The following is a 16,853-nucleotide window of genomic DNA, read 5'->3' as shown; positions in this document are numbered from 1 at the left end:
GGCGCCGCGTGTCAGGGGCAGCCCTTGGCGCCGGGGAAGCCGGCCTTGATCCATTCCTCCGCCTTCATGTTCGCCGGCGGATTCACGCACTCGGCCGGGAAGCGTTGGATGTCCTCGAGCACCACCATCTTCTTGGCCGCGTCGTAGCGTGTCTTGCCGATCGCGGTCTCCTGCACGGCCTGGTGCCCGTCGCCCAGCGCCATGCGGATGCGGCCCGCGGGCGAATCCCACTCCAGCCCCTTGAGCGCGGCGGCGAGTTGCTCGGGGGAGGGCTTCTTGCCGCCGTTCGCCGCGATCGCCTTCTCGGCCGCGAGCTTCAGGCCCAGCAGCGACTGCGCCATGCGGTACGGAGCCTGCACCGGGTAGGTGTTGTAGGCCTTGGAATACAGATCCCACCACCAGTCATTGAGCGCCGACTTCGGCGACATCAGGCCGTAGGCGCCGCGCGCGCCGAGGATGGTGCCGTCGGGCACCTTCTCGCCCAGGCCCGGCAGCACGTGGTCGGCCGCAGACAGCACCACCTGCGTGCGTTTGAAGAGGCCACGCGGACCGGCCTGCAGGATGAAGGCCTGCAGATCGCCGCCCCACAGGCTGGAGTGCGTGACGTCGGCCGGCTTGGCCATCAGCGCCGAGATCTCGGTGCCGTACTGGCCCGCGCCGAACTTCGGCAACTGGTCTTCACCCACCTTGGCGTTGGGGTAGAGCTTTTCCATCGACAAGGTGAAATCCTTCTTCGAGTCCTGGCCCCAGGCGTAGTCCTGGTTGATCAGGTTGAAGGAGTCGGCCTTCACGTTGCGCGCCTTCAGGTAGCGCGCCAGCGCGACGTTGTCCATGGCCCCGTGCGAGGCGGTGCGGAACACGTACTCGAACTTGTTGTCCTCGAAGATGCGCGGCGTGCCGCAGTCGTAGAGCACGAGGAACTTCTTCATCTCCTCCGCTGCCGGCGCCACTGCGAGGCAGTCGCCGGAGCCCACGTAGCCCACCACCGCATCGACCTTCTCGCGGTCATACAGATTGCGCAGTTCCTGCACCTGCTTGGTGGCGCCGCCGTTCTCGTCGACGTACACCGCCTCGATCTTCATGCCGCCGAAGCCGGTCTTGTTGTAGGGCGCCGGTGCCGCGCCCTTGTTGAAGGCATCCACCAGCACCTTCGCGCCATTGACCGCCGGAATGCCGAAACTCTCGGCCGCCTGGCCGGACAGGAAGCTGACGATGCCGATCTTGAAGGTCTCCTGTGCCTGCGCGCCCGAGGCACAAAGAATGCCGGCCATGCCCACTGCGGACAACGCCGCCGCACGATGCAGATACCGCTTCACTCGGATGGCCTGGGTCATGTCGTGTCTCCTGTTGAAGGAACGCGATCTTTGACCGGGCAGCGGGCCGACGAATCCTCGATAACCCGCAGGGCGAGGCGAGATCGCCTGGACGCTGCATGGCGCCCGCCACGGCGTCGTCTTCAATCTGGCACGTCGCTTGCAAACTTCCCTGCCATTCGCTGCTTTGAATCCTGTCTAGACAGCTTTTGGTGCATGAAACCGCTTCCACGCACTGAGCAAGTGCAGAGCGGCACTTGATTCCGGCAGCGGTTTCGGGTTAACCTGTATATACAGGTGCATCGCAGCGAATGAAACTCGGCGTCCCTGCTGGCATCCGCCCCTTTGCGGGCCCAGCGAGCCGAACTTTTTGAAACGCAACAGGAGAACCTTGATGGTCATGACGGTCGGAAAAATCGCCTCGCTGGTGGCGGCAGGTGCGTGCATCGCGGGCATGGCGGCGAGCGCCCATGCCGAGGAAACCAAGATCACCCTCGGCATGTCCGGCTGGACCGGCTTCGCGCCGCTCACGCTGGCCGACAAGGCCGGCATCTTCAAGAAGAACGGACTGGACGTCGAACTGCGCATGATCCCGCAGAAGGACCGTCACCTCGCGCTGGCATCGGGCGCCATCCAGTGCGCGGCTACCACCGTCGAGACGCACGTGGCCTGGAACGCCAACGGCGTGCCGATCGTGCAGATCTTCCAGATGGACAAGTCCTACGGCGCCGACGGCCTGGCCGTGCGCAACGACGTCAAGAGCTTCGCCGACCTCAAGGGCAAGGCGATCGGCGTGAGCGCACCGGGCACCGCGCCTTACTTCGGCCTCGCCTGGATGCTCAACAAGAACGGCATGACCATGAAAGACGTGAAGCTGGTCTCTCTCGAGCCGCAGCCCGCCGCCCAAGCCTTCGTCTCCGGCCAGAACGACGCCGCGATGACCTACGAGCCCTACCTCTCGACCGTGCGCGCCAACCCGGCCGCCGGCAAGATCCTCGCGACCACGCTCGACTACCCGATGGTGATGGACACGGTCGGTTGCGCGCCGACCTGGCTCAAGTCCAACGCCAAGGCCGCGCAGGCGCTGGCCAATTCGTACTTCGAAGCCATCGAGATGATCAAGGCCGACCCGGCCAAGTCCAACGAGATCATGGGCACGGCCGTCAAGCAGACCGGCGAGCAGTTCGCCAAGTCCTCGGCCTACCTGCGCTGGTCGGACAAGGCGGCCAACCAGAAGTTCTTCGCCACCGACATCGTGCCCTTCATGAAGGACGCGCAAGCCATCCTGCTGGAGGCCGGCGTGATCCGCAAGGTGCCTGACGACCTCGCGGCCACCTTCGATACCAGCTACATCAAGTAAGAGACCGCCATGGACGCGACGCCTGTCATGAACTCTCCCAAGCCGGTGATCTCCGCCGGGCCGGTCGCGTCGTCATCGGCGCCGCGCCGGCGCCGTGCGCTGGCCCCGCTCGAACCCGTCAGCGCGCGTGCGCGCTGGTTGCTCGGGCTGGGCTTCTTCGTGCTCTTCGTGGTCATCTGGGCCTTCTTCACGCTCGGCGGCTTCGTGTCGCCGACCTTCCTGGCCAGCCCGATCACGATGGTGAAGGAGGGCGTGCTCCTCTTCACCCAATACAACTTCATCCACGACATCGGCATGACGGTGTGGCGCGTGTTCGGCGGCTTCGTGCTGGCGACAGTGATCGCCGTGCCGCTGGGCATTGCGATGGGTACATGGAAGAGCGTCGAAGCCTTCTTCGAGCCCTTCGTCTCCTTCTGCCGCTACCTGCCGGCCTCGGCCTTCATTCCGCTGCTGATCCTGTGGGCCGGCATCGGCGAGGCGCAGAAGCTGCTGGTGATCTTCATCGGCTCGGTGTTCCAGATCACGTTGATGGTGGCCGTCACCGTCGGCAGCGCGCGCCGCGACCTGGTCGAGGCCGCCTACACGCTGGGCGCGAACAGCCGCGGCATCGTCATGCGGGTGCTGATTCCGGGCGCCGCCCCGGGCATCGCCGAGACGCTGCGCCTCGTGCTGGGCTGGGCGTGGACCTACGTCATCGTGGCCGAGCTGATCGGCTCGTCCTCCGGCATCGGCCACATGATCACGGACAGCCAGGCGCTGCTGAACACCGGGCAGATCATCTTCGGGATCATCGTCATCGGCGTGATCGGGCTCATCTCCGACTTCGCCTTCAAGGCGTTCAATCGCCGCCTGTTCGCCTGGAGCACCCTCTGATGAACCAGCTTTCCGTACGCGGCGTGTCCCGCACCTTCACCGGCACGCGCGGCCAGACCACGCAGGCGCTGCTGCCGATCGACTTCGAAGTGCGCGAGAACGACTTCGTCACCATCCTCGGCCCCTCGGGCTGCGGCAAGTCCACCTTGCTGCGCATCGTCGCCGGCCTCGACTATCCGACCGAAGGCCGCGTGCTGCTCGACGGCCAGACCATCGAAGGTCCCGGCGCCGACCGCGGCGTGGTGTTCCAGAGCTACACGCTCTTCCCCTGGCTGACGATTGCGCAGAACATCCGCTTCGGCCTGCGCGAGCGCGGCATGAGCGAGGTCGAGCAGAAGGAGCGCAGCGATTTCTTCATCGCCAAGGTGGGGCTGCGCGGCTTCGAGAACCACTTTCCCAAGCAGCTTTCGGGCGGCATGCAGCAGCGCACCGCGATCGCACGTGCGCTGGCCAACGACCCCAAGATCCTCCTGCTCGACGAGCCCTTCGGCGCGCTCGACAACCAGACCCGCGTGCTGATGCAGGAACTGCTGCTCGGCATCTGGGAGTCGGCCCGCAAGACGGTGCTCTTCGTCACGCACGACATCGACGAGGCGATCTTCATGGCGAACCGGGTCGCGGTGTTCAGCGCGCGGCCCGGCCGCATCAAGACGGAGATCGCGGTGGACTTCCCGCATCCGCGCCACTACACGATCAAGACCTCGCCCGAGTTCATGGAAATCAAGGCCCGCCTCACCGAAGAAATCCGCGCCGAATCCATGGCCGCGGCCGAACACTGAACCGCCTCGCCAGAAAGACCGCATGACCGCAGCCAGCCTTCGCAAAGCCAACGACGGACGCCAGCCCGCGCGCAAATCCGCAGGTGCGGAATCGCGCGAGGCGGCCAATTCGGCGTTGCCAGCGCTGGCGCTGTACGAGCAGGTCAAGGCTTTCATCACGCACAAGATCCAGGACGGCTCCTGGCAGGCCGGCCATCGCCTCCCGTCGGAGAGCGAGCTGGTCGCGCAGTTCGGCGTCGCGCGCATGACGGTCAACCGCGCGCTGCGCGAGCTGGTGGAGCAGGGTCGCATCGTGCGGGTTGCGGGCGTGGGCAGCTTCGTGGCCGAAGACAAGCCGCAATCGACGCTGCTGCAGATCGCCAACATCGCGAGCGAGATTCGCGCACGCGGCCACGACTACCGCTGCGAATTCCTCGTGGCCGAGCGCATCGCCGCGTCGCCCGACGTCGCGGTGTGGCTCGACCTGCGGCCCGGCGAGTCGGTGTTCCATACCGTGTGCCTGCATCTGGAGAACGACATCCCGGTGCAACTCGAAGACCGCCATGTCAATCCGCGCGTGGTGCCGAACTTCCTCGAACAGGATTTCTCGGTCATTCCGCCGAGCGAATACCTGGTCCGCAACGTGCCCTTCGACCAGATCGAGCACGTGGTCGATGCCGTGCTGCCGACGCCCGAACAAGCGGAGCGCCTCGACATGCCAGTGACGGACCCGTGCCTGCTGCTCACGCGCCGCACCTGGACGCGCACCACGCCGGTGACGATGGTGCGCTGCCTGCATCCCGCGTCGCGCTACCGGCTCGGCAGCCGGTTTCGCGCCGACGGCAATCCTTCCTTCGGCTGACCGGGGACGAACACACTTTCTTGGCCTCGTGCCGCAACCACTTGTATAGACAGGGAGCCCTTCATGAACAACAACGCATCTCGCACCGCGCCCGTGTCGATCGTCCTCACGCCCGGCGACGTCGACCTGGCCACGCTGCGCCGAGTGCATGCCGGTGGCGTGCAGCTCGCGCTCGACCCGTCCGCGCGTACGGGCCTGTTGGCCGCGCAAGCCACGGTGCGCAAGATCGTCGAGTCCGGTGACGTGGTCTACGGCATCAACACCGGCTTCGGAAAACTCGCGCAGACCATCATCCCGGCCGAGCGCCTCGCCGAACTGCAGCGCAACCTCGTGCTCTCGCACAGCGCCGGCACCGGCGAGCCGCTGGCGGCGGGCGTGGTTCGGTTGGTGCTTGCGACCAAGGCCGTGAGCCTCGCGCGCGGCCACTCCGGCGTGCGGCCCGAGATCGTCGACGCGCTGATCGGCCTGTGCAATGCGGGACTGCTGCCTCGCATCCCGTCCAAAGGATCGGTGGGCGCATCGGGCGACCTCGCCCCGCTCGCACACTTGGCTTGCGTGCTGATCGGCGAGGGTGAAGTCACGACGCCGCAAGGCGAGGTGATCGGCGGTGCCGAGGCCCTGCGCCTCATCGGCATGACGCCCTTTGTGCTCGGCCCCAAGGAAGGTCTCGCACTGCTCAACGGCACGCAGGTGTCGACGGCGCTCGCACTGGCCGGACTCTTCGGCGCCGAAGACGTGTTCGCAGCAGGCCTGATGGCCGGCGCGCTGTCGCTCGAAGCCATCCAGGGTTCGATCAAGCCCTTCGACGCCCGCATCCACGCCGCGCGCGGACAGCCGGGGCAGATCGCCGTGGCCGGCGCGGTGCGCGCGCTGCTCGACGGCAGCGAGATCGTGCCGTCGCATGCCGACTGCGGCCGCGTGCAGGACCCGTATTCGATCCGCTGCGTGCCCCAGGTGATGGGCGCCTGCCTCGACAACCTCGCCCATGCAGCGCGCGTGCTGCGCACCGAAGCCAATGCGGCATCGGACAATCCGCTGGTCTTCGACAACGGCGACGTGATCTCCGGCGGCAACTTCCACGCCGAGCCCGTGGCCTTCGCGGCCGACATCATCGCGCTGTCGATCAGCGAGATCGGTGCGATCTCCGAACGCCGCATGGCGCTGCTGCTCGACAGCGGCCTCTCGGGCCTGCCGCCTTTCCTGGTGCGCGACGGTGGCGTCAACTCCGGCTTCATGATCGCGCAGGTCACGGCCGCAGCGCTGGCATCGGAGAACAAGTCGCTCGCGCATCCGGCCAGCGTCGATAGCCTGCCGACTTCCGCCAATCAGGAAGACCACGTCTCGATGGCGACCTTCGCGGGTCGTCGTCTGGCCGACATGGTCGAGAACACGGCCGTCGTAGTGGGCATCGAAGCGATGGCCGCAGCGCAGGGCATCGAACTCAAGCGCGGCCCCAAGAGCTCGCCGCTCGTCGAAGCCGAATTCGCCGCCATCCGCGAGCGCGTTCCCTTCATCGACCAGGACATCTTCTTCGCCCCGACCATCGAAGCCATGCGCACATGGGCGCGCCAGGACAGCTGGCCCGAAGCCGTGCGCTCCATCCTCCCCAGCCACGCCTGAATCAACGATCACGTTCCGTCATCGAAAGGACACTCCGCCATGAACGCACCCGACAAATTTCTCGCCGCCAAGGCCGCCGATCCCCGCCATGACGCGAGCCGCGTGATCCGTTCGCCGCGCGGCAGCACGCTCACCTGCAAGAGCTGGCTGACCGAGGCGCCGTTCCGCATGCTGCAGAACAACCTCGACCCCGAGGTGGCGGAGCGTCCGCAGGATCTCGTGGTCTACGGCGGCATCGGCCGTGCGGCGCGCGACTGGGCCTGCTTCGACCAGATCCTCGCCTCGCTCAAGGAACTGAACGACGACGAGACGCTGCTCATCCAGTCGGGCAAGCCGGTGGGCGTGTTCAAGACGCACGAGAACGCACCGCGCGTCCTGCTCGCCAATTCGAACCTCGTGCCCAAGTGGGCGACCTGGGAACACTTCAGCGAACTGGACCGCAAGGGCCTGATGATGTACGGCCAAATGACTGCTGGCAGCTGGATCTACATCGGCAGCCAGGGCATCGTGCAGGGCACCTTCGAGACCTTCGTCGAAGCGGGGCGCCAGCACTACAACGACGACCTCTCGGGCAAGTGGATCCTGACTGCCGGCCTCGGCGGCATGGGCGGCGCGCAGCCGCTGGCCGCGACGCTTGCCGGCGCGGTGTCGCTCAACATCGAATGCCAGCAGGCCAGCATCGACTTCCGCCTGCGCACGCGCTACCTCGACAAGCAGGCGAAGGACATCGACGACGCGATCGCGCTCATCCAGCAGCACACGGCCGCGAAGGAAGCGGTGTCGATCGGCCTGCTCGGCAACGCGGCCGAGATCCTGCCGGAGCTGGTGAAGCGCGCGAAGGCCGGCGGCATCAAGCCCGATCTCGTGACCGACCAGACCTCCGCGCATGACCTCGCGAGCGGCTACCTGCCGATCGGTTGGACGCTCGCGCAATGGGAAGCCGCCAAGGCTGACACGACGCAGCACCCGACCCTGCGCAAGGCGGCCGCAAAGTCCTGTGCGGTGCACGTGCAGGCCATGCTGGACTTCCAGGCCATGGGCATTCCGACCGTCGACTACGGCAACAACATCCGCCAGGTCGCGTTCGACGAAGGCGTGACGAACGCCTTCGACTTCCCCGGCTTCGTGCCGGCCTACATCCGCCCGCTGTTCTGCGAAGGCAAGGGTCCGTTCCGCTGGGTGGCGCTCTCCGGCGATCCGGAAGACATCTACAAGACCGACGCCAAGATCAAGGAGCTGTTCCCAGAGAACAAGCACACGCATCGCTGGCTCGACATGGCGCGCGAGCGCATCGCCTTCCAGGGCCTGCCGGCGCGCATCTGCTGGCTGGGCTTGGGCGAGCGGCACAAGGCCGGACTCGCGTTCAACGAGATGGTGAAGAACGGCGAGCTGAAGGGCCCGATCGTGATCGGTCGCGACCACCTGGACACCGGCTCGGTCGCCAGCCCCAACCGCGAGACCGAATCGATGAAGGATGGCACCGACGCCGTCTCCGACTGGCCGTTGCTCAACGCGCTGCTCAATACGGCAGGTGGCGCGACCTGGGTCAGCCTGCACCACGGAGGCGGCGTGGGCATGGGCTACTCGCAGCACTCCGGCGTGGTGATCGTCTGCGACGGCACCGAGGCGGCGGCCAAGCGCGTCGAGCGCGTGCTGTGGAACGACCCGGCCACGGGCGTGATGCGCCACGCCGATGCCGGCTACGACATCGCGATCGCGACGGCGAAGAAGCAGGGCCTGAACCTGCCGATGGTCAAGTAGGCATCACGAGGCGCCGAAAAGAGTGGCTGTCCATCGCTTCGACATCGCCTCGCTGTCCGCGGCCCGGTGGAAGAACGGTGGCGGCGTGACGCGCGAGATCGTCTGCTCGCCGGCGGGCACGGGCATGGAGGGCTTCGACTGGCGCGTGAGTATCGCGACCATCGACAAGCCCGGGCCGTTCTCGGCTTTTGCCGGGGTGGATCGCGTGATCATGCTGCTGGACGGCGCGGGCGTTCGGCTTCGCTCGCAGGATGGCCGTGTCGACCATCGACTGGAAGTGCCCCATGCGTCCTTCGCCTTCGTTGGTGACGTGGCGCTGGATTGCGAACTCTTGGGCGGTGCGTCGACGGACTTCAACGTGATGTCGCGTCAAGGCCGCCTGAAAGCGGATGTCCGCGTGCTGCGCGAGAGCGGGGACGTGGAACCCGTCGAACGTGGTCTCCTGCTGGCGCTGGCCGGGCGGTGGCGATTCAACGATATCGATTGCGAGTCGGGCTCGGGCGTCTGGTGGGACGGCGAGATCCGGCAATGGCAAGCAACAACAAGCGACGCCGCCGCCGCCATGGTCGCGGTACGGCTCGAACCCACGGCAACACCATGACCCATTCCGAATTGCCTTCCGCCGACGGCGTCTGGGACCACATCCGGATCGCTCCCGGTGCGCTGGCAGAAGAGCAGGAGATCGATGCCGATGCGGCCATGGTCGTGCTCGGCGGAAAGATCGCCTGGATCGGCGCCAGCGCCGCCGTGCCTGGAGAGTTCGCCAAACTGCCGCGTTTCGACGGCCACGATGCGCTGGTGACACCCGGTCTCATCGATTGCCACACGCATCTGGTCTACGGCGGTCAACGCGCGAACGAGTTCGCGATGCGCCTGGCCGGGGCGACGTATGAAGAAGTCGCGAAGGCCGGCGGCGGCATCGTCTCCTCGGTGCGCGCGACGCGCGAAGCCGACGAGGACACGCTGTACGCGCAGGCGGCGAAGCGGCTGGAACAGTTGCTCGCCGATGGCGTGTGCGCCATCGAGATCAAGTCGGGCTATGGACTCGCGCTGGAACACGAGCGCAAGCAACTGCGCGTGGCGCGGCGGCTGGGTGAAGCCCATGGCGTCACCGTGCGAACGACCTTCCTCGGCGCGCACGCGCTGCCGCCCGAATACGCGGGCCGTAGCGGCGACTACATCGATCTCGTCTGCAACGAGATGTTGCCCGCGCTGGCCGCCGAAGGGCTGGTCGATGCGGTGGACGTGTTCTGCGAGCGCATCGCCTTTTCGCTGGCGGAGACGGAACGTGTGTTCCAGGCAGCCAAGGTATTGGGCCTGCCGGTCAAGCTGCACGCCGAGCAACTTTCCGACATGGGCGGCGCCGCGCTGGCGGCACGCTACGGCGCGCTCTCCTGTGACCACATCGAGCACCTCTCGGCCGAAGGCATCGCCGCGATGCGCGCGGCTGGCACAGTGGCTGTGCTGCTGCCCGGCGCCTACTACACGCTGCGCGACACGCACCTGCCGCCCATCGAGGCGCTGCGCGCAGCGGGCGTGCCGATGGCCGTTTCCACCGACCACAACCCCGGCACCTCGCCGGCGCTGAGCCTGCTGCTGATGGTCAACATGGCCTGCACCCTGTTCCGCCTGACCGTGCCCGAGGCGCTGGCCGGCGTGACGCGCCATGCCGCACGCGCGCTGGGCTTGCAGGACACGCACGGCGCGCTGGCCGTCGGCCGGCCTGCGAACTTCGTGCTCTGGCAGCTTCGCGAGAGTGCCGAACTGGCCTACTGGTTCGGCCAGCGGCCGGCGCGCACCATCGTGCGGCAAGGACGCGTCGCGTCCGTGCCTCAAGTGACCCAACGTTGAGCCGCGACCGCCATGCCCTTGCCTGAAGCCCATCGCTCCCTCTTCGCTGCCGATGCCTTGCTACCCACTGGCTGGGCCCGCAACGTGCTGCTCGAATGGAATGCGAGCGGCCAACTGTTGGCCGTCACACCCGACAGCACCCCGGCAGCAAACGCGTCGCGCGCGGCCGGGCCGGTGCTGCCCGGCATGCCCAACCTGCATTCGCACGCCTTCCAGCGCGCCTTCGGCGGACTGACGGAATTCCGTGGCGCGGCACAGGACAGCTTCTGGAGCTGGCGCACGCTGATGTACCGCTTCGCCGCGAAGATCTCTCCCGAGCAGGTCGAAGCGATTGCGACCTGGCTCTATGTCGAGATGCTCGAAGCGGGCTACACGTCGGTGTGCGAGTTCCACTACCTGCACCACGACGCCGACGGCAAGGCGTATGCAGATGACGCGGAACTCGCGTTGGCGCTGCTGCGCGCGGCACGTCGGGCGGGCATCGGGATGACGCTGCTGCCGGTGCTCTACCAGGCGAGCGGCTTCGGCGCGTTGCCGCCCAGTGAAGGCCAGCGGCGCTTCATTCGTTCGACCGATTCGATGCTCCGCCTGCTGGAGCGACTGCGTCCCTTGTGCGAGGCACAGGGCGCGCGGCTCGGCCTCGCGCCGCATTCGCTGCGCGCAGTGCCACCGGATGGGCTTCGCGATGCACTCGCGGGCCTGGACGCCATCGACGCGACCGCGCCGATCCACATCCACATCGCGGAGCAGACGGGCGAGGTCGAAGCGTGCCTCGCATGGAGCGGCCAGCGGCCGGTCGCATGGCTGCTCGACCACGCGGCGGTCGATGCGCGCTGGTGCCTTGTTCATGCCACCCACATGGATGCGGACGAATACCGGCGCGCAGCGGTCAGCGGGGCCATTGCCGGCCTGTGCCCGACGACCGAGGCCAACCTGGGCGACGGCATCTTCGATTTCAGCGCCTGGCGCGCGGCCGGCGGGCGCTGGGGCATCGGCTCCGACAGCCACGCCTGCGTCAATGCCGCAGAGGAACTGCTGATGCTGGAGTACGGCCAGCGTCTCGCCACGCGGCAGCGCAACGTGGGCGCCGACACCGCGCACCGCGAGGTCGCGACCGCGCTCACGCTGGGCGCCGCGGAAGGCGGTGCACAGGCCGCAGGTCGCGCCATCGCCGGTCTCGCCGCGGGCCAGCAGGCCGACTTCGTCGTGCTCGACTCCGCGCACGTCGCGCTGCAAGGCCTTGCAGCGCCGGAGATGCTCTCGTCGCACGTGTTCGCGAGCCACCGCACCTCCGCCATCGATGGCGTGTGGGTCGCGGGCCGGGCGCGAGTCTCCTGCACCCGCCACGATCTGCACGACGAGGCCGCAGCCGCCTTCGTTGCCGCGCGCAGCCAACTTCTATCCAAGGATTGAGCCCCATGCCTTTCACGACCACCGAGCCTCCTTTTCGTTTCCGTCGCGGTACGCGTCCGTTGCTGATCTCGATGCCGCACGTCGGCACCCACGTGCCGCCGCAGTTGGCAGCACGCCTGAGCGACGAGGCACGCCACGTGCCCGACACCGACTGGCATCTGGAACGCCTGTACGACTTCGCCGATGAACTCGGCGCCTCGGTGCTGGTGGCGACGCACTCGCGCTATGTTGTCGACCTCAACCGTCCGCCCGATGGCGCCAGCCTCTATCCGGGGCAGAGCGTCACCGGCCTGTGCCCGGTCGACACCTTCGACGACACGCCGCTCTATCCGGCCGGCGACGTGCCCGACGATGCCGAGATCGCCGAGCGCCGCGAGGCCATCTGGCAGCCCTACCACCAGCAACTCGCCGAAGAGCTCGCGCGCATCAAGGCGCAGCATGGCATTGCCGCGCTGTGGGACGCGCACTCGATCCGCTCGGTGCTGCCGCGCTTCTTCGAGGGCAGGCTGACCGACCTCAACCTGGGCACGGCCCAGGGCGCGAGTTGCGATCCGGCGCTCGCGCAGACCCTGCTGGGCATCGCCAAGGAAGCGACCGGCTTCACCAGCGTGCTCAACGGCCGCTTCACCGGCGGCTACATCACGCGCCACCATGGGCAGCCCGCGCAGGGCGTGCATGCCGTGCAGCTCGAAATGACGCAGTGCAGCTACATGCAGGAAGCGTTGCCCTTCGATTACCTGCCCGAGGTCGCTGCGCGCGTGCAGCCGCACGTGCGGCGCATGCTCACTTCGGTACTGGACTTCGTCGAATCCCGCCGCGGCTGAGCCGCATCAACACTGAACCGAAGGTCTTCGATCCATGAACGCAGCCGCCATTCGCGAACTCGTGCGCCCCGAGGTGCCAGGTCTGCCGCCCTACAACGCGGGCCTGTCATCGGACGCAGTCCGCTCGCGCTACGGTGTCGACCGGATCGCGCGCCTAGCGAGCAATGAGAACCCCTTCGGCGCGAGCCCGGCCGTTGCGCGCTCGCTGGCGGGCCTGGCCATGCGCGTCGGGACATACCCCGATGCGAACTGCACCGCGCTGCGGGCCGCCATTGCCGAACGCACCGGCGCCAGCGCCGAGCAGGTCGTGATCGGCAACGGCTCCGAGTCCATCCTCCAGATGCTGTGCCAGGCCTTTCTGTCGCCCGGCGACCGCGTGCTGACGCAACGTCCCGCTTTCGGTCTGCACGAGATCTATCCGCGCATGATGGGCGCCCGGGTCGAACTGCTGGCGCTGACGCCCGCGCTGGAATTCGATGTCGATGCGTGGTGCGAAGCTCTGGCGCGCGGGCCGAAGATCGCAATGCTCGCCAATCCGTCCAACCCGGTCGGTTGCATGTTCGATGCGCAAGCCTTCGGGCGACTGCTCGACGCTACGCCGGCCGGAACGCTGCTGGTGATCGACGAGGCCTACTACGAGTACGCGCAGCGCGCGCGCGGCTTCCCCGATGCGCTGGCAGCGTTGCGTGCGCAACGGCGTCCCTGGATCGTGCTGCGCACCTTCTCGAAGGCCTGGGGACTGGCGGGACTGCGCGTCGGCTACGGCATTGCGTCGGATGCCTCGCTGATCCAGTGGCTGGACCGGGTGCGTACGCCGTTCAATGTCAACGAGGCCGCGCAGGCCGCTGCGCTGGCCGCGTGGGGTGACGAGGTCTTCATGACACAGACGGTCGCAGAGACCGTGAAGCTGCGCGACGCGCTCGCGCGGCAGTTGCGCGCCATGGCGCTGCCGGGCCTGCGCATCGCGCCATCGGCAGCCAACTTCCTGTTCATCGACCTGGGCCGGCCGAACGGCCCGGTCAGCGAGGCGCTGCTGGCGCGCGGCATCATCGTCAAGCCGTGGAAGGAGCCGGGCTTCGAGAACTTCATCCGCGTGTCGATCGGCACGGCCGAAGACAACGCGCGCTTCCTGCGCGCGCTGGGCGAGATCGTCGGCCAGGCAGGGCAGGGGTAAGGGCGCCGACAAGACCCGCCATCGCGGCGGGACGGGAGGCGCTTTCTACAATCGGCGCCATGAAGCCCATCGCCTATACCCGCGCGCAGCAGCTGCCCGCCATCCTCGCCCAACGCATCGCCATCCTCGACGGCGCGATGGGCACGATGATCCAGCGCTTCAAGCTCACCGAAGCGCAGTACCGAGGCGAGCGGTTCAAGGACTTCCCGCGCGACGTCAAGGGCAACAACGAACTGCTCTCGCTGACCCGGCCCGACGTGATTCGCGACATCCATGAAGGCTATCTCGCCGCCGGCGCCGACCTGATCGAGACCAACACCTTCGGCGCGACCCGCATCGCGCAGGAGGACTACAAGATGGCCGATCTCGCGCGCGAGATGAACCTCGAATCCGCCAAGCTCGCCCGCGCGGCCTGCGACAAGTTCAGCACGCCGGACAAGCCTCGCTTCGTCGCAGGCGCCCTCGGCCCGACGCCCAAGACCGCGAGCATCAGCCCGGACGTGAACGATCCCGGCGCGCGCAACGTGAACTTCGAGGAACTGCGCGCTTCCTATTACGAGCAGGTCGAGGCGCTGGTCGAAGGCGGGGCCGACGTGATCCTGGTCGAGACCATCTTCGACACGCTGAACGCGAAGGCCGCGCTGTTCGCGGTCGACGAATACTTCGAAGCCAGCGGCGAGCGCCTGCCGCTGATCATCAGCGGCACCGTGACCGACGCTTCGGGCCGTATCCTCAGCGGCCAGACCGTCACGGCCTTCTGGCACAGCGTGCGGCATGCACAACCGCTGGCCATCGGCCTCAACTGCGCGCTCGGCGCCGCACTGATGCGGCCCTACATCCAGGAACTGGCGCGCGTGGCGGACGACACCTTCATCAGCTGCTACCCCAACGCCGGCCTGCCCAACCCCATGAGCGAGACCGGCTTCGACGAAACGCCCGACGTCACCTCGCGGCTGCTGCACGAATTCGCGGCCGAGGGGCTGGTCAACATCGTGGGCGGCTGCTGCGGCACCACGCCGGAGCACATCGCGGCCATCGGCCAGGCGGTCGCGCCGATCGCGGGCCGCAGCGTGCATCGCGCCGCCTTCTACAGCGAAGCGGCCTGAGCGCCGAGCATCCCCGGGCGCGCACGTGAAGCCGGGGTGAAGAAGCTCTCCAAACGTTGGACCGGTCCTCGCGGCGGTGCGCTTTGCCGTTATCAGGGAAGGCCGTGGCTGATTGACAACGGCTCAGCAGCCCTCCTACCCTGATCCGCAAAGGAATCCCACATGCACACAATGACTCGGCGATGGATCGGCATCGGCACCATCGCCCTGGCGCTTCCGTTGGCTGCAATGGCCCAGCAGGCTTTCACCCGGGGGGGCGTCAACCTGCGCGCCGGCCCCGGCGACAACTATCCGCTGGTCGCCTCGCTGCCACCCGGACAGCCGCTGCAGGTGATGGGCTGCACTTCGGGCTACGGCTGGTGCGACGTGGTGCTGCCGGACGGTCTTCGCGGCTGGTCCTACGCGTCGAGCCTCGACTACGCCTACCAGGATCAGCGGGTGCCGCTGGCGACCTACGGGGCGGTGATCGGCGTGCCCCTCGTGACCTTCGCGATCGGCAGCTATTGGGGCAACTATTACCGCGACCGCCCCTGGTACAACCAGCCGCGCTGGTGGGGCGGACGTCCGCCGCCGCCCCCGGGGCCCGGTTGGCGCCCGCCGCCACCGCCGGTCCCGGGCTGGCGTCCCAATCCGTGGCCGGGCTATTCGCCGCATCCGCCTGGGTTCAGGCCGCCGCCCGCGCCGGGGTTCCGCCCGCCCCCGAACAATGGCATCCGCCCGCCGCCGCCTTCAGGTGTTCGTCCTCCGCACGGCGGCGGTCCCCGGCCTCCCGGTCCACCGCCAGGTGTGCGGCCGCCGGGGCAGGGCTTCCAGACCGACGGAAGGCCGCCGGGGCAGGGGGGCGGTGGTGGAGGACGCGGCGGTGGGCACGGTGGGGGACACGGCGGCGGCCAGGGCGGTGGGAACCACGGAGGGGGTCATGGCGGGGGGCATGGAGGTGGCCATGGGGGTGGTCAGGGCGGTGGCCGCGGGGGCTAGTCAGTCCTTCTTGCGGGCGATCAGCGCGACGAAGCGCTGCGCGCCCAGGCCCAGCGGCCGTTCGCGCGACCACACCACGTCGACCCACAGGTCCAGCCCGTTCGAGAGGTTCTCGAACGGGATCTCGACCAGCGCGCCCGCCGCCACGTGCGGCCGCGCGAAGTTGCGCGGCAGCCAGCCCCAGCCGAGACCGGCGGTGATCAGGCTCAGCGCGGCGAGCGCGTTGTCGGTGCGCCAGACGTGCCGCGCGAAGACGAAACGCGGATCGCTGGTCGCGAGATCGCGCCCCGCGACCACGATCTGCCGCGTGGTCGTGAGGTGCTCTTCGCGCAGGCGGCCGCCTGCCGCGGCCAGCACGGGATGGTCGGGCGCCATCACGGCCACCATGGTGTCGCTCGCTACTTCCTGAAAGCCTTCGCGTCCGTCGAGGCTGGGCCGTTCGAACACCAGCGCCAGTTGGGCCCGCCCGCTGTGCAGCAGCGTCAGCGCATCGGCCTGCGGCGCGGCGAGTACTTCCACCTCCAACAACGGGTATTCCTGCGCCAGCGCGGCCAGCGGACCGCTCCAGGGCGCTGCGAGAAGCTCGGGCGCAATGGCGAGGGTGAGCCGGTTTTCCAGTCCTTGGGTGAGCGCGAGCGCCTGCACCTGAAGCTGCTTGAGCTGCGCCGCTAGTAAGCGCGCCTGCGGTTCCAGCGAGCGCGCAGCGGCTGTCGGCTGTGGCTCGCGACCGCTGCGGTCGAAGAGTTGCAAGGCGAGTTCGGCCTCGAGGTTGGCGATCGCCATGCTCACGGCCGAGGGCACCCGGCCCAAGGCGCGTGCGGCCGCTGAAAAAGAGCCATGGTCGATCACGGCAAGCAAAACCTCCACGTTGTCGCTGGAAAGGCTCATGGCGGCACCAACCTGTCAATTGAATTGATAGAAGATGACTTTATATATCAGCATGACAAACATAAAGTACGG

15 protein-coding genes are annotated in these 16,853 nt (G+C 67.7%); 13 read left to right on the top strand and 2 right to left on the bottom strand.

Annotated features, from left to right (window positions below):
• Positions 1 to 11 precede the first annotated feature (11 nt).
• The gene (locus QTI04_RS29190) at positions 12 to 1,334 is read right to left on the bottom strand and encodes an ABC transporter substrate-binding protein (protein ID WP_286618719.1); all 1,323 of its coding nucleotides are present in this window, start codon (positions 1,332 to 1,334) and stop codon (positions 12 to 14) included.
• A gap of 373 nt (positions 1,335 to 1,707) precedes the next feature.
• On the opposite strand from QTI04_RS29190, the gene QTI04_RS29185 reads away from it, so the two are divergent.
• From QTI04_RS29185 to QTI04_RS29125, 13 genes are all read left to right on the top strand, one after another.
• A complete protein-coding gene (locus tag QTI04_RS29185; protein ID WP_286604793.1) occupies positions 1,708 to 2,673 on the top strand; it encodes an ABC transporter substrate-binding protein in 966 nt (321 codons plus the stop codon).
• 27 nt (positions 2,674 to 2,700) lie between these two features.
• Complete coding sequence (locus QTI04_RS29180; protein ID WP_286618775.1) at positions 2,701 to 3,546, top strand: ABC transporter permease; 846 nt, start codon at positions 2,701 to 2,703, stop codon at positions 3,544 to 3,546.
• Complete coding sequence (locus QTI04_RS29175; protein ID WP_286604794.1) at positions 3,546 to 4,325, top strand: ABC transporter ATP-binding protein; 780 nt, start codon at positions 3,546 to 3,548, stop codon at positions 4,323 to 4,325. The genes QTI04_RS29180 and QTI04_RS29175 overlap by 1 nt, the downstream gene beginning before the upstream one ends.
• Before the next feature lie 22 nt (positions 4,326 to 4,347).
• Entirely contained in the window at positions 4,348 to 5,166 is an 819-nt protein-coding gene (hutC, locus tag QTI04_RS29170; RefSeq protein ID WP_286618717.1) for a histidine utilization repressor, read from the top strand.
• Between the two features lie 63 nt (positions 5,167 to 5,229).
• Complete coding sequence (hutH, locus tag QTI04_RS29165; RefSeq protein WP_286618715.1) at positions 5,230 to 6,786, top strand: histidine ammonia-lyase; 1,557 nt, start codon at positions 5,230 to 5,232, stop codon at positions 6,784 to 6,786.
• A gap of 39 nt (positions 6,787 to 6,825) precedes the next feature.
• Positions 6,826 to 8,547: a urocanate hydratase gene (gene hutU, locus QTI04_RS29160; protein ID WP_286618714.1), complete on the top strand. Its 1,722-nt coding sequence runs from the start codon at positions 6,826 to 6,828 to the stop codon at positions 8,545 to 8,547.
• A 22-nt stretch (positions 8,548 to 8,569) separates the two neighbouring features.
• The gene (locus QTI04_RS29155) at positions 8,570 to 9,148 is read left to right on the top strand and encodes a HutD family protein (protein ID WP_286618713.1); all 579 of its coding nucleotides are present in this window, start codon (positions 8,570 to 8,572) and stop codon (positions 9,146 to 9,148) included.
• Complete coding sequence (gene hutI / locus QTI04_RS29150) at positions 9,145 to 10,398, top strand: imidazolonepropionase (protein WP_286618712.1); 1,254 nt, start codon at positions 9,145 to 9,147, stop codon at positions 10,396 to 10,398. Before QTI04_RS29155 ends, hutI begins: the two co-directional genes overlap by 4 nt.
• A gap of 12 nt (positions 10,399 to 10,410) precedes the next feature.
• A complete protein-coding gene (locus QTI04_RS29145; RefSeq protein ID WP_286618711.1) occupies positions 10,411 to 11,811 on the top strand; it encodes a formimidoylglutamate deiminase in 1,401 nt (466 codons plus the stop codon).
• Between the two features lie 5 nt (positions 11,812 to 11,816).
• Complete coding sequence (hutG, locus tag QTI04_RS29140; RefSeq protein ID WP_286618710.1) at positions 11,817 to 12,635, top strand: N-formylglutamate deformylase; 819 nt, start codon at positions 11,817 to 11,819, stop codon at positions 12,633 to 12,635.
• Positions 12,636 to 12,669: 34 nt separating this feature from the next.
• Positions 12,670 to 13,809, top strand: a complete 1,140-nt coding sequence (locus QTI04_RS29135; protein WP_286618709.1) for a histidinol-phosphate transaminase — start codon at positions 12,670 to 12,672, stop codon at positions 13,807 to 13,809.
• 59 nt (positions 13,810 to 13,868) lie between these two features.
• Positions 13,869 to 14,915: a homocysteine S-methyltransferase family protein gene (locus tag QTI04_RS29130; protein ID WP_286618708.1), complete on the top strand. Its 1,047-nt coding sequence runs from the start codon at positions 13,869 to 13,871 to the stop codon at positions 14,913 to 14,915.
• 162 nt (positions 14,916 to 15,077) lie between these two features.
• Positions 15,078 to 15,893 (top strand): SH3 domain-containing protein, encoded by an 816-nt coding sequence (locus QTI04_RS29125; protein WP_286618707.1) that lies wholly within the window; start codon positions 15,078 to 15,080, stop codon positions 15,891 to 15,893.
• On the opposite strand, the gene QTI04_RS29120 is transcribed toward QTI04_RS29125, so the two are convergent.
• Positions 15,894 to 16,781 carry a LysR family transcriptional regulator gene (locus QTI04_RS29120; RefSeq protein ID WP_286604808.1) on the bottom strand — a complete coding sequence of 296 codons (888 nt, stop codon included), beginning with the start codon at positions 16,779 to 16,781 and terminating at the stop codon, positions 15,894 to 15,896.
• Between the last annotated feature and the right edge of the window lie 72 nt (positions 16,782 to 16,853).

Origin of the sequence: Variovorax sp. J22R115 (assembly GCF_030317005.1) — a bacterium.
Classification (GTDB): Bacteria; Pseudomonadota; Gammaproteobacteria; order Burkholderiales; family Burkholderiaceae_C; genus Variovorax.
Note: the sequence above shows the minus strand (reverse complement) of the source record. Positions and strands in the feature narration are given on the sequence as shown.

Bases quoted from the DNA above. Each gene is read 5' to 3' on its own strand.
- QTI04_RS29190 (WP_286618719.1), bottom strand. From the start codon at position 1,334: ATGACCCAGGCCATCCGAGTGAAGCGGTATCTGCATCGTGCGGCGGCG.
- QTI04_RS29185 (WP_286604793.1), top strand. From the start codon at position 1,708: ATGGTCATGACGGTCGGAAAAATCGCCTCGCTGGTGGCGGCAGGTGCG.
- QTI04_RS29180 (WP_286618775.1), top strand. From the start codon at position 2,701: ATGAACTCTCCCAAGCCGGTGATCTCCGCCGGGCCGGTCGCGTCGTCA.
- QTI04_RS29175 (WP_286604794.1), top strand. From the start codon at position 3,546: ATGAACCAGCTTTCCGTACGCGGCGTGTCCCGCACCTTCACCGGCACG.
- hutC (WP_286618717.1), top strand. From the start codon at position 4,348: ATGACCGCAGCCAGCCTTCGCAAAGCCAACGACGGACGCCAGCCCGCG.
- hutH (WP_286618715.1), top strand. From the start codon at position 5,230: ATGAACAACAACGCATCTCGCACCGCGCCCGTGTCGATCGTCCTCACG.
- hutU (WP_286618714.1), top strand. From the start codon at position 6,826: ATGAACGCACCCGACAAATTTCTCGCCGCCAAGGCCGCCGATCCCCGC.
- hutI (WP_286618712.1), top strand. From the start codon at position 9,145: ATGACCCATTCCGAATTGCCTTCCGCCGACGGCGTCTGGGACCACATC.
- QTI04_RS29145 (WP_286618711.1), top strand. From the start codon at position 10,411: ATGCCCTTGCCTGAAGCCCATCGCTCCCTCTTCGCTGCCGATGCCTTG.
- hutG (WP_286618710.1), top strand. From the start codon at position 11,817: ATGCCTTTCACGACCACCGAGCCTCCTTTTCGTTTCCGTCGCGGTACG.
- QTI04_RS29135 (WP_286618709.1), top strand. From the start codon at position 12,670: ATGAACGCAGCCGCCATTCGCGAACTCGTGCGCCCCGAGGTGCCAGGT.
- QTI04_RS29130 (WP_286618708.1), top strand. From the start codon at position 13,869: ATGAAGCCCATCGCCTATACCCGCGCGCAGCAGCTGCCCGCCATCCTC.
- QTI04_RS29125 (WP_286618707.1), top strand. From the start codon at position 15,078: ATGCACACAATGACTCGGCGATGGATCGGCATCGGCACCATCGCCCTG.
- QTI04_RS29120 (WP_286604808.1), bottom strand. From the start codon at position 16,781: ATGAGCCTTTCCAGCGACAACGTGGAGGTTTTGCTTGCCGTGATCGAC.